This window comes from Bacillus sp. V26, assembly GCF_034296245.1.
In the GTDB taxonomy this organism is placed as follows: Bacteria; Bacillota; Bacilli; order Bacillales; family Bacillaceae; genus Bacillus; species Bacillus halotolerans.
On sequence record NZ_JAXKQF010000003.1, the window covers coordinates 1 to 12,110 of the forward strand.

A 12,110-nucleotide genomic window follows, 5' to 3' on the forward strand; every position below is an offset into this window, starting at 1 on the left:
AAGATTGCCACATACCTATCCAAGCAGGGATAGATATGTGGGAGCCTTTTTCTGTATCTAAAATACAATAAGCATCTAAAGAAACAAAAAAGCTTGTAGAAAAAACATCGTTTTCTCTACAAGCTGACTCTTGTCTAATGACAAGAGTTTTTATTTACTGGTGCTTGCGTCCTTTGACCAAATACGCAATCGTAATCAAAAGGTAGATCGCCGCAGTAATGATGGTAATAACAATTGACGTTGTCATGATGACCCCGATCAAAATGGCAAGTAATGCCAGAATCGCAAACCATGTGGTGTATGGGAACCATTTGACATAATAAGCCGGTGTTTCTGTTTGATGTTTTCTTGATTTCAAATGGGCCAATCCGATGATCAGCCAAATAAATAAGACTGTATATCCCAGTGACCCCATTAAGTAATTAAATGTCTGGCTTCCGGCGAACAGAGAAATCAATACGCCAATATATAAAGAAGAAGTGCACATCAGTATCGCAAACATCGGGACGTTTTTCGATGATAGCTTAGAAAAGATCCGCGGCAGTCTTCCGTCAGTTGCCTGTGTATACAAAATGCGGGACGATCCGTATAAACCTGAATTCATAGAGGAAATGATGGCAAGCAGGATGACTGCATTCATGATATGGTCCGCCCCCGGAATGCCTACCATTTTAAAGACCATCACAAAAGGACTTTCAGGAACTGAATTCACTTGATTCCACGGGATCAGACTGACAATGATGAAAAACGGCAGCAGGTAGAACGCGACAATGCGTGTTAATGTGCTGCGGACTGCTTTCGGGACAACCTGTTCCGGATTTTTTGTCTCAGCCAGCGTCACACCGATAATTTCTGTACCGCCATAGGAATAGATGACGACAAGCATGGCCGTGATCAGCCCGGTACCTCCGTGCGGGAAAAATCCGCCGTGCTCTGTCAGATTCGAAAACCCGGCCGCTGTGTGATCACCGAATGATACAAATAAGAGCAGCAATCCTAATAAAATAAAGATAACAATAACGGTAATCTTGATCATAGCCAGCCAATACTCAGTTTCGGCGAAGATTTTTACAGAAAGCAAGTTCACAATCGTAACAACAAGAGAAATTGCTAATGCCAGCACCCAGATCGGGCAGCCCGGCAGCCAATATTGAATAAAGATCGCAGCTACAACAGCCTCAGCCGCAATGTTAAGCACCCACATTTTCCAGTAGATCCAGTCCAAGAAATATGCAGCGTAATTTCCTAACACCTGCTGCACAAGATCACGGAAGGTTCTCGCGTTTCGGTTGCGCACAGCCATTTCTGCGAGCCCCTGCATTATAAACAGCAAAATAATGCCGCCGAGCAGGTATGCGATAATGACCGATGGCCCTGCCACATCGATTGCCGAACTGCTTCCTTTAAATAAACCTGCTCCGATTGCACCGCCCAGCGCCATCATCATAATATGGCGGGACGTCATCGTGCGTTTTAACGTCTGATTGTCCTTTTTCATCCTCTTTTTCCTCTCCTTCTCGTCTTCAAAAACAAAAAAAGCCCGCCGTCTCTTATCTATACGAATAGATAAAGAGACGACGAGCCTTCGGCTGACCGCGGTACCACTCTTGTTGATCCTTCCTAGAAGAATCCAGCTTTTTGACCCTGTAACGAAGGTTAGCCGTTAAAACATGGGGAATATTCAATCTATTCCGTTTCGTCCTACCACTCCCGGGCGAGTTCAAAGAAGAATCAGGCTGCGTCGCACCATCCCGCAGCTCTCTGTACTGATACCTTTCTTTTACTGCTCCCAATCTATGTGTTTTAGTTTTCTGAAAAACTTAAATTTTATGATCTGAATATATTAACATAATATACGTGCTTCTGTTTTCTCTGTCAATAACTTGCGAGAAAAAAGAAATTGTTATTTTGTCCCTTTCTGAATGGCCTTCCAGAAGGATTCCGATTCGTGTCCTAAAGCATAGACAGAGACACCGGCTATTTTATATTGTTTCGCCAGACGGCTTTTTGTTTCGATTGTTTTTTCATTTTCATACCAAACGACATGTTTATGTTTCTTTTTGTCAGTGTAAGAAAACGTCATAGAACCTGTTTTTTTATTAAATGCCGGCTTTGCTTTCTGCTTCTTAATGAGGGACTTGATGTCATTCCATTCCTTCGCTGAGCTACTGCTTCCGTCTTTCAGATCCCAATCATAGCCGTACGCAGGGACCCCCATGATCACTTTGTTTGCTTTGATTTTTTTGACAGAAAACTGCAGCGAGCGCTTGATCCAGCTTGTGCTTGCCACTGAGCCCTGTTCGCCCCAAATACCGTGTTCGTCGTAAGTCATGACTTGCACATAGTCGGCATATTTCCCGATTTTCGCATAATCATACGGCCAGCTCCAGTCATCGTTTTTATCATCGGCGCTTTTGGCCGGAACGGAGATCATTGTTTTGATATGTTTCTTTTTCAGAGCTTGTGAGACATATTGAATGAAGCTTGAGTATGCAGAGCGGTCTTTCAGATTAACTGCCTCAAAATCAATATTGACTCCGTAATAGTGGTGCTTTTTTGCCAAAGAAATGAGCTGGTCTGTGAATCGTTTTCTCGCTGTTTTGTCAGTCATGACCCGATTCGCTAAGTTTCCGTCAAAATCATAAATAGCGTCATTATAATTGGAAATGACGGCCCACGTTTTGATTTTATTTTTTTTCGCGTATGTAAGCTGCTTGCCCGGGACATCGCCAATCACACGTCCGTTTTTATCAAACGCAAACGTATCAGTGGCAATGGAGCTGATATATTTATGGTACTTCGTAAGAGAATGGTATGATGCCGTATCCCCGGTTGTATAGCCTAATGTCATACCGGCCGCCTTTGCTTCTGTTTTTGTATACATAAACAGAACGATCGCAATCGCTAGTGAAACAGCTATGATCAGCCATTTTTTCATTTCGTTCCCTCCTTTTTTACGTCATATTCTTCTCATCGGCCAATTTTTTGGAAAATGAAGTTTTTTTCAAGCAGAAAGCCCGGCATAAGTTGCCGGGCTTTTTTAGATCAGCGGTCAGATACGAGAATATAAGCCGCCTTAACCGGACCGTGAACACCGACCACCAAATCCATTTCGATGTCGGCGGAGTTGCTCGGTCCTGTAATGTAGTTAATGCATGAGGGAACCGTGATGCCGTCAGCCATATTTTTCCGGATGATATCACTGGCTTGTGTCATTCTCGGCACTATGCTTGATTTCGGCACAATGGCAATATAAGTTGTCGGCAGAAGGCTGACAGAGCGGCCGATGTCTTTTGAAGAATAAAGGACAACCGTACCCGACTCGGCCAGTGTGATTTCACTGAATGTAATCCCCACATTCGCTTGCTCCGCTTTTTTGATATTTTCTTCACCTTGGTCAGCATCCCATTCCCAGACTTGCGTTCCTTCACCAGGCCAGTCTTTGGTGAGCAGGCTTTTTAAACCGTAAGCCTCAAACCGGGGGTCCTTCGGAATGATGACAGGCCCTCCGGAAAACCGGCTGACTTGTTCGCGCAAGGCATCGTACAGACCGATTGAATCCGTCTCAATCAGCTCAGTATGGATTTTGACACAATGGTTTTTGAGCACCGTGACTAAGTCATCGGCCGAATACCCTTCAAATGTTTTATATTGCGGCTGATGCTCCCACTCAGGGACGGCCACGCCACCCGTTCTTCTGTCTCGGCCAAGGCGTGACGCGATCCGGTTTAAAAAGCTCTCTTGATTCTGAATGGTTCCCTTCGTCATCACTGCTCCTCCTTCGTGCGTTCACTTGTTTCTCTGTCTGTAAACCAGTCTCTGAATCTTGATTTATGCGGTGCCGGGAAGTCGCGGATTTGCGTCCAGCCTTTAAGCGGGCCGGGTCCTTTCGAAATTTTGTCGTCCTCTGTAAAAGGCGTCATGGCGGCCGGCGCCCATTTCGAGCCCATTTTATAAAGCGACAAAGAGGAAGACCCAAGACCGAACGCTTTCATCGCAAGCTTTTCACTGATCGGCGCTCTGCCTTCTTTTTCGACGATGTTCTGACGATGCTTGAGAAGCAGCTCATGAAGCGGGATTTTGACCGGGCAGGCTTCTGAACAAGCCGCGCACAGTGTAGACGCGTACGGCAGCTCCTTATAATCGTCATAACCGCCGAGCAGCGGCGATAAAACGGCTCCGATCGGCCCCGAGTAAATCGAGCCGTATGAGTGTCCGCCGACATGGCGGTACACAGGGCAGACATTGATACAGGCTGCACAGCGGATACATTGCAGCACAGACTGAAATTCGGTGCCGAGAATGTTGGACCGGCCATTGTCAACAATGACAAGATGGAATTCCTCCGGACCGTCGATTTCGTCTTCCAGTTTGGGGCCGGTTAAGGCCGTGATATAACTCGTCAGCCGCTGTCCGACAGCGCTTCTTGTCAGCATGCCGACAAGCACTTCAAATTCGGAAAATGACGGGACAATGCGCTCCATTCCCATGACAGTGATTTGTGTTTTCGGCAATGTCGTGACAAGCCGCCCGTTTCCTTCATTGGTTACAAGGCTGACTGAACCCGTGTCGGCAATGGCAAAGTTGCAGCCGGTAATGCCGATATCGGCTTCCAGAAATTTTTTCCGGAGAATGCCGCGCGCATGCATAACGAGCTCTTCCGGTTTTTCTGTGTGTTTATAGTCCAGTCTTTCTTTAAACACATCGCGAATCTGCTCTTTATTTTTATGAAGAGCCGGTGCCACAATATGTGACGGCGGGTCATGATCATCAATCTGCAAAATATATTCGCCGAGATCGGTTTCGACGACTTCACAGCCTTCCTTCTCCAGCACTTCATTCAGATTGATTTCTTCTGTCACCATAGATTTAGACTTTACGATTTTTTTGCCGTTTTTCTTTTGAATCACGCTGCGGATATAAGAGGAAGCTTCTTCAGCTGTCTCAGCAAAATAAACGTGTCCCCCTCTGCTTGATACATTGGATGCAAGCTGCTCCAAATAAAAATCAAGATTTTCAAGGACATGCTGTCTGATCTCCTCAGATAACGACCGCCATTCTTCCCAATTTCCCAGCTCTTCGGCTGCTTCCAGCCGTCTCGTCCGCAGACGCTCCTGCGCACCCGAAACAGCGCCTCTCATAAATTCATTATCAATCCCCTGTGATACCCGCTCTTTAAAAGCGTCAGTACCGATTTTCATCGCCATGATCCTTTTCCCCCTCTGTATCCAGTGTTATCTGCTGTTGAGCACTTCGGCGATGTGCATCACTTTGACATTCTTGTCTTTTCGGCCGAGCCGTCCCCCGATATTCATCAAACAGCCGCAGTCAGCGCCGATGAGCACCTCTGCTCCCGTTTCCTCCACACATGCGACTTTCTCATCAACCATCTGCTCAGAAATCTGCGCCATTTTAACAGAGAACGTTCCTCCGAATCCGCAGCAGTTGTGTTTCCCCGGAAGTGACGTGAATTCAAGCCCCTTCACATGGCTCAGCAGTTTCATCGGCTCCTCAGATACGCCGAGCAGCCTCGTCATATGGCATGACGTATGTAAGGTCGCTTTTTTATGAAGGGTCGCGCCGACATCCTCTACCCCAAGGACGTTGACGATAAAATCTGTTAATTCATACGTTTTATCCGCCAGCTTCTGCGCTTTATCCGCCCATTTCGGATCATCTTTAAACAGGTGCGGATACTCCCTGAACATTGTGGTGCAGGAACCGGATGGACTGACGACATAATCTGACTCCTGAAACGTTTCAATCATTCGTTTCATTGCTTTTTTGGCGTCATTTACGTAACCGCTGTTGTAAGCCGGCTGGCCGCAGCAGATCTGCCCCTCCGGAAAATCAACCTCACATCCGAGCCGCTCAAGCAGCTCTACCGTTGCTTTTCCTACGTTTGTTTGAAACATATCAACAAGACAAGTGACAAAAAGTGAGACTTTCATGATGAACCCCTCTCTCATCCCCAATATATGATCTGGTCATCTGATGACCTGAAGTTAAAGCTTTTACCAATATCGTACACTATTTGGACACAAAATTGAAAGCATTTTCTAATGATTTCAGCAATAAAAAAATGTCTGTACATAGGACAGAGCGTTCAAAAGGGCTGACATTGCTTTTTAATGTTCCTGCGTATTTCTTATATGTTTTCACAAAGAGATAAAGGAACGAAAGAGCACTGAGAAGGACGATCCAACCCGCGCCTCCCCTCATTAGCGCAAAAGGGTTTCAAACAAAAAAGCACCGATGAAGGCTGAACCTGACATATCCCGTAACCTTGGTGTATAGTACAAGCTTTGCGGACGGACAAATAGATAACCGAAAAATAACCATGTAAATAAAAGGAACCTAGTTATGTATGATTAACCAGGTTCCTCATTAAATCCATCCTTTCTCCTCAGCAATACTAGCGGCTTCTGTCCGGTTTTTCGCATTCAGTTTTTGGATGATTTCTGAAATATAGTTTCGGACTGTGCCTTGAGATAAATAGAGTTCAAGTGTGATGTCTTTTGTTGTCTTGCCTAAAGCAGCCAGCCGCAGTATTTCTTGTTCTCTTACAGTCAGCGGATTTTCATCACGAATCATGTTGAAGGTTAATTCCGGGCTGAACATCCGTTTTCCCTTTACACACTTTCGTATGGCATCTGCCAGATCGTCAATTTCCCCATCCTTCAAAAGATATCCGTGTACGCCGGCTTTGACGGCGCGTTCAAAATATCCTGGACGGGCAAAGGTTGTCAGAATAATGACCTTGCTTTTACAGCCTTTTTTCATTAGCTCCTCTGCAACCTCCAGCCCGCTGTGAACCGGCATTTCAATGTCCATGATGCAGACATCCGGCTCCAGCCTGAGAATGGCTTTCAGCGCCTCTTCTCCATTTAACGCTTGTCCGATGACCTTCATATCCTCTTCCAGGTCAAGCAAGGATCCCAGAGCGCCTAAAAGCATTCGCTGATCCTCAGCAATAAACAGACGAATCATCTATTTCGTCCTCCTATCATTCTGCTTTTCTAATGAGCGGAATCGTCAGTGTCAACACCGTTCCGTTATGGTCTGAAAGAGTCATCTCTCCGTCAATAAACATCAGCCGCTCTTGCATTCCCCGCAATCCATTCCCAAACATCTTCTCCTTCACCGCTCCTGTTCCGTCATCCCGTATGAGAACGGTCATTTTGTCGGCATATTGAGAAATGGTGACTGCACAATGGGTCGCTTTGCTGTGCTTGATGATATTTGTCACTGCCTCCCGCATACACATACTGACAATATTTTGAGTGACGGGGGATATGTCTGAAAAATCTTCGGTCCCTTCGTATTGAAAAGTAATATTACCCGCTCTTAAAATGTGCCGAATGTTGGCTAGCTCCTCCGTCATGGTGACCGTTCTCATATCCGCTACAAGCTCACGAACTTGTTTGAGTGCCGCACGCGAGCTTGTTTCCATTTCTTTCGCTTCAATCTTGGTCCGTTCTGCATCGGCTGCCGCCAGCCGCTGAATCAGCTGGCTTTTTAACGTGAGAAGCGAGAGGGTATGGCCGAGTGTATCATGAAGATCGCGGGCTATCCGAACACGTTCCTCCCTTTTGGTGAGTTCCTTTATATGTTCGTTGGCTTGGTCAAGCTTCTTTTCAAGCTCTATTCTTCGAAACATGGAACGAATTCCGAAGGGAGAAATCAGCATAATGACCAGAAACGGAAGAACAGAAAACAGCTCCCTGATCGAGGCCGAATCCGCCAGAAAATGATACACGCAAGGAAATATCAGCATGAAGACAAGACCAAAGAAAGCACGGTTGAACTTCGTTTTCTCACGGTAATAGCCCACAAAGTTTGCCGGGAAAAAGCCTAAATAAATATAGCTGATATGATAAAACAAACTATAAATAAAAATAATGGCCATTTGCGCGCATAACCAATACGTAAATGAAGGTCTGTCCGCACTGACGAACAATTGACGATATGTCACAACAAATAGGAGCAGCATGCCATATCCCAGCACTTGTTTGCTTCCTGATTCTCTCAATAAAGAAAGAAACGGCATAATGGTATACACCAAAAAGATATAAGGGAAAAAACCGAATTGCTTGGGAAATATGGATTTTATGAGTTTCATGTATTACACCGCTTCTTGTTTTCGTCTTATATACTTAAATAGTAGCATGAAGATCACTAAATAAGCGATTAACATCAGAATATTTTTCCAGGTTGGAAGCTCGCCTTGAACAAGAGCCCACGCTCCGCTCCCAAAATGATAAGACGGGAGCCACTGACCTATGTTTTTCAATATGTCCGGCATAACCTCGATCGGCATCCACATGCCCCCGCTTATCGCCAGCAGCATGTAAAGCACATTACTGACCCCGGCTGCCGTTTCTACTTTTCTCATGAGACCGATTAAAGTCCCTAACGCTAAAAACGGAAATGCCCCAATTAAAATCCAAAGCCCGCTCATGACCCATTCAAACGGTGACAAGTCAATGCCGTTTATGATGGCGCCGGCAAGAAAGATGACAGTAATAGATAAAAGATGAATGACACTTTGCCCGATCATCTGAGCCGCCAAATAAATATGATCCGGCAGAGGCGTGATGCGGATAAAAACTGACCAGCCTTGTGCCCGTTCTTGTACCAAACGGATTCCAAGCGTCATCATAGACGAACCCATTACGCTGAAGGTGGTCATAGACATTAAATAATGGGCATTCCAGGCGCCCTTGTCAGCGACATTGGTATTTACTACGTTTGTAAAGAGATAGTAAAAGGCAATCGGCATAACAAGCGACCAAAACACAAAGTATTTATTCCTGAGCACCCTTTTCATTTCAGCTATGCACTGTTTCCGCAGCATGTTCATCTCACATCGCCTCCCTGTTCCCGTCAGCAAGCTGTCGAAATGCCTCATCAAGCGTTCCTTGATCGATTCGAATATCATGTGCATTGATGTTTTCTTGAAAGATGAGCGCTAACACTTTATCAGTATTTGACGTTTGAATGCTGATTCGCTGATGCTTTTGAGTCACTCGTTCTACTTCCGGATGCCGATAAAGCTTTTCCAATGATTCATCCGATGAAACCTTAAAGGAAACAGACTGCTTCTGAATCCTTGCTCTGATTTGCTTCGGCGTTTCGTCTGCGGCAAGCCGTCCTTCAGCAAAAAACAAAATGCGCTGCGCGGCATCATCTGCTTCCTGTAAATAATGAGTTGAAAAAATAATGGTCTTGCCTTGATCCGCCAGGCTGTTCACTGTCTTCCAAAACTGGTGTCTTGATGTCGTGTCCATTCCGACAGTCGGTTCATCAAATACAAGTAACTCCGGATTGCCGGCAAGTGCCAAAGCAAAGCTCAGACGGCGTTTTTGTCCGCCGGATAATTTCTCTGCCGGTGTTTTCAAATCTTCTTTTGTGAGTGCTGTCAGCGAGACAAGCTCTTTCATGGATAATGGATGGGGATAATAACTGCGGATAAGCTCGAGGGTTTCGCAGACCTTTAATCCCGGCATGACACTTACTTCCTGCAGCATGGTGCCGATTTTTTCACGCACCTGTTTTTCATCAGGCTGACGGTTAAATAATTTGATTTCACCCTCACTTGGCTTCAGCAATCCCAGCATCATAGAGATCGCTGTTGTCTTCCCTGCGCCATTCGGGCCAAGGATGGACACAATCTCTCCTTTTCCTATGCTGAAATGAATGTTCTTCACTGCTGTTTTTTGCTGAAAATGTTTTGTGACATTTCTTACTGACACAACCTCAATCATTTTATGAGCACCTCCTGATTGCTTACATTGATTGTAAAATACCGGATCAGATGATTTTAGTAAGGGGTGTCATGATTTGAGATGACAAATGTCATTTGTGTCATTCAGATGATATTACCGCTTTATATTATATCCGGCACCTAGGCAATCCTTCCGCTACATCTTCCAATCAATCCAGCTCTCCATGCCGCATGTCCCCTTTCTGCAAGACGCCTATTTACTTTCATAGAAAGCCCGCAATTCACGCCTTGAAGTGGTATGATATACATATTAATCTTCATGTCGTTTTGGCTGAAAGGAGCCGACTATGGATCAAGCTATTTTAACTAGGAATCATGTGAAAGTGAGGGGGAACGGCACAACACCAATTGTATTTGCACCTGGTTTCGGGTGTGATCAGAGCGTGTGGAATGCCGTGGCCTTTGAAGACGAATACCAGCTGATTCTATTTGATTACGTAGGTGCGGGAAATTCTGATTTGCACGCATATGATATGGATCGTTACCGCACACTTGACGGCTATGCCCAGGATGTTCTGGATGTTTGTGAAGCGTTAGATCTGTCAAAAGCCGTGTTTGTGGGGCATTCTGTCGGGGCTGTGATTGGCATGCTTGCATCATTACGACGTCCCGAGCTTTTTTCACAGCTGATTATGGTGGGGCCTTCTCCTTGCTATTTAAATGATCCGCCTGAGTATTACGGGGGTTTTGAGGAAGAACAGCTCCTTGGGTTAATAGATATGATGGAGAAAAACTACATAGGCTGGGCAACCGTTTTTGCGGCAACTGTATTGAATCAGCCAGATCGGCCAGAAATTAAGGAAGAGCTGGAAAGCCGTTTTTGTTCTACTGATCCTATCATTGCACGGCAATTCGCAAAGGCTGCGTTTTTTTCAGATCATCGAAGGGATCTTCCAAAGGTGACCGTGCCTTCACTTATTCTGCAATGTTCGAATGATGTCATTGCACCGTCGGCAGTAGGTGAATATATGCAAAAGCATCTTCCTTACAGCACACTGAAACAGATGAAGGCTCAAGGGCACTGCCCGCATATGAGCCATCCTGAAGAGACGATACAGCTGATCAGCAATTATTTGAAAGCATACGTGATTTAGGAACGAAAGGGATAGAGGTGACCCTCTGAATGGATCAACAATTGAATCATGCACCATGCGGTTTCCTCACTTTATCAGAAGAGGGTACAATTTTAGCTGTCAATCACACATTGCTTAAGATTCTTGATTATGAATCGGAACAGGTGATCGGTCAGCATATCAATGCTCTTTTAACCGTTCCTGCAAAGCTTTTTTATCAGCTTTATTTTGTTCCGCTTTTGCAGCTGGAGCAACACATTGAGGAAATGTACATCTCCCTGGAAACAAACAATGGGGAAGAAATCCCTGTCCTTGTAAACGCTGTTCAGAGGACGGATCAGGAGGCTGCTGTAACAGAATGCGTTGTCATTCCGATGCGGAAGCGAAACGAATATGAAAATGAGCTGCTGATTGCCAGAAACGCGGCCGAGGAAGCACTGCTCGCCAAACAGAAAGCAAATGCAGAGTTGGAAATTGCTTTGCAGACGCTGAAGGAGAAACAGGAACAGCTTCTTGCGATTAATAAGGAAAATCAGCAATTCAGATCGAATACAAAAAGAGAGCTTGAACTCGCCAGGAAGATTCAAGAAAATTCATTAACCGAGCCGATCTTGAATGATCACATTCAGATTGATTCGTATTATAAAGCATCCAGTGACTTATCAGGCGACTTATATGGATTTTATCAAATCGATCAGCACCGCTACGGTTTGATCCTCCTTGATGTGATGGGACACGGCATTTCTTCTGCATTAGTTACGATGTCCCTCCATCCTTTATTCCAGCGATTAATGACACAAGGGATCAGTCCCGACAAAGTCATGAAGGAATTAGACTACCATCTTCACAGTTTGTTTCAAAACGACGAGGAAGCAAGGCATTACTGTACCGCTATTTGCCTCATTATTGATACAGACCGGCAAAGAATTGATTATGTCAACGCGGGCCATCCGCCCGCATTATGGCAGGATGCCGAGGGAACCCAATCAACGCTGGACGCAACCGCACCGCCGATTGGGATGTTTGAAGAAGCGGTGTTTCAGTCAAGCACCCTTGACTATACATGCGGCGGAAGGCTGCTTCTGTATACAGACGGTGTGATGGACCCGACGGCATCATGTTATTTACACCGTTTAATAAAGGATCATCCTGATTTGCCTATAGCTGAGCTGAAAAACAAAATCCTCTCATCTCTTCAAGCTGAGCCCAAAAACGATGATGAGTGTTTTATTTTAGTAGATGTAAAATAA

Annotated in this window: 11 protein-coding genes and 1 other annotated feature; of the genes, 2 read left to right on the plus strand and 9 right to left on the minus strand. The window is 45.2% G+C overall.

What is annotated here, in order from left to right:
- Positions 1 to 154: 154 nt before the first annotated feature.
- The 9 genes from UJ203_RS10820 to UJ203_RS10860 form a co-directional block, all read right to left on the minus strand.
- Positions 155 to 1,498, minus strand: coding sequence for an amino acid permease (locus UJ203_RS10820; protein WP_044159165.1), 1,344 nt, complete (start codon positions 1,496 to 1,498; stop codon positions 155 to 157).
- Between the two features lie 69 nt (positions 1,499 to 1,567).
- Positions 1,568 to 1,806: a binding site (T-box leader), on the minus strand.
- 97 nt (positions 1,807 to 1,903) lie between these two features.
- A complete protein-coding gene (locus UJ203_RS10825) occupies positions 1,904 to 2,938 on the minus strand; it encodes a glycosyl hydrolase family 18 protein (RefSeq protein ID WP_322010668.1) in 1,035 nt (344 codons plus the stop codon).
- 107 nt (positions 2,939 to 3,045) lie between these two features.
- The gene (lutC, locus tag UJ203_RS10830) at positions 3,046 to 3,768 is read right to left on the minus strand and encodes a lactate utilization protein LutC (RefSeq protein ID WP_322010670.1); all 723 of its coding nucleotides are present in this window, start codon (positions 3,766 to 3,768) and stop codon (positions 3,046 to 3,048) included.
- A complete protein-coding gene (gene lutB / locus UJ203_RS10835; protein ID WP_095712986.1) occupies positions 3,768 to 5,207 on the minus strand; it encodes a lactate utilization iron-sulfur protein LutB in 1,440 nt (479 codons plus the stop codon). Before lutB ends, lutC begins: the two co-directional genes overlap by 1 nt.
- Positions 5,208 to 5,234: 27 nt before the next feature.
- A complete protein-coding gene (lutA, locus tag UJ203_RS10840; protein WP_024122905.1) occupies positions 5,235 to 5,951 on the minus strand; it encodes a lactate utilization iron-sulfur protein LutA in 717 nt (238 codons plus the stop codon).
- A 436-nt stretch (positions 5,952 to 6,387) separates the two neighbouring features.
- A complete protein-coding gene (gene yvfU / locus UJ203_RS10845; protein ID WP_024122907.1) occupies positions 6,388 to 6,990 on the minus strand; it encodes a two-component system response regulator YvfU in 603 nt (200 codons plus the stop codon).
- A 16-nt stretch (positions 6,991 to 7,006) separates the two neighbouring features.
- A complete protein-coding gene (locus UJ203_RS10850; protein ID WP_322010677.1) occupies positions 7,007 to 8,122 on the minus strand; it encodes a sensor histidine kinase in 1,116 nt (371 codons plus the stop codon).
- 3 nt (positions 8,123 to 8,125) lie between these two features.
- The gene (locus UJ203_RS10855) at positions 8,126 to 8,863 is read right to left on the minus strand and encodes an ABC transporter permease (protein ID WP_248338623.1); all 738 of its coding nucleotides are present in this window, start codon (positions 8,861 to 8,863) and stop codon (positions 8,126 to 8,128) included.
- A gap of 1 nt (position 8,864) precedes the next feature.
- Positions 8,865 to 9,767: an ABC transporter ATP-binding protein gene (locus tag UJ203_RS10860; protein WP_322010680.1), complete on the minus strand. Its 903-nt coding sequence runs from the start codon at positions 9,765 to 9,767 to the stop codon at positions 8,865 to 8,867.
- 307 nt (positions 9,768 to 10,074) lie between these two features.
- Here UJ203_RS10860 and UJ203_RS10865 point away from each other — a divergent pair, with 307 nt between their 5' ends.
- Positions 10,075 to 10,881: an alpha/beta hydrolase gene (locus UJ203_RS10865; protein WP_322010682.1), complete on the plus strand. Its 807-nt coding sequence runs from the start codon at positions 10,075 to 10,077 to the stop codon at positions 10,879 to 10,881.
- A 29-nt stretch (positions 10,882 to 10,910) separates the two neighbouring features.
- Positions 10,911 to 12,110, plus strand: a complete 1,200-nt coding sequence (locus tag UJ203_RS10870; RefSeq protein ID WP_322010684.1) for a PP2C family protein-serine/threonine phosphatase — start codon at positions 10,911 to 10,913, stop codon at positions 12,108 to 12,110.

What these genes read in the sequence shown, in the direction of transcription:
- UJ203_RS10820 (WP_044159165.1), bottom strand. Translation starts at nt 1,498, where the DNA reads ATGAAAAAGGACAATCAGACGTTAAAACGCACGATGACGTCCCGCCAT.
- UJ203_RS10825 (WP_322010668.1), bottom strand. Translation starts at nt 2,938, where the DNA reads ATGAAAAAATGGCTGATCATAGCTGTTTCACTAGCGATTGCGATCGTT.
- lutC (WP_322010670.1), bottom strand. Translation starts at nt 3,768, where the DNA reads ATGACGAAGGGAACCATTCAGAATCAAGAGAGCTTTTTAAACCGGATC.
- lutB (WP_095712986.1), bottom strand. Translation starts at nt 5,207, where the DNA reads ATGGCGATGAAAATCGGTACTGACGCTTTTAAAGAGCGGGTATCACAG.
- lutA (WP_024122905.1), bottom strand. Translation starts at nt 5,951, where the DNA reads ATGAAAGTCTCACTTTTTGTCACTTGTCTTGTTGATATGTTTCAAACA.
- yvfU (WP_024122907.1), bottom strand. Translation starts at nt 6,990, where the DNA reads ATGATTCGTCTGTTTATTGCTGAGGATCAGCGAATGCTTTTAGGCGCT.
- UJ203_RS10850 (WP_322010677.1), bottom strand. Translation starts at nt 8,122, where the DNA reads ATGAAACTCATAAAATCCATATTTCCCAAGCAATTCGGTTTTTTCCCT.
- UJ203_RS10855 (WP_248338623.1), bottom strand. Translation starts at nt 8,863, where the DNA reads ATGAACATGCTGCGGAAACAGTGCATAGCTGAAATGAAAAGGGTGCTC.
- UJ203_RS10860 (WP_322010680.1), bottom strand. Translation starts at nt 9,767, where the DNA reads ATGATTGAGGTTGTGTCAGTAAGAAATGTCACAAAACATTTTCAGCAA.
- UJ203_RS10865 (WP_322010682.1), top strand. Translation starts at nt 10,075, where the DNA reads ATGGATCAAGCTATTTTAACTAGGAATCATGTGAAAGTGAGGGGGAAC.
- UJ203_RS10870 (WP_322010684.1), top strand. Translation starts at nt 10,911, where the DNA reads ATGGATCAACAATTGAATCATGCACCATGCGGTTTCCTCACTTTATCA.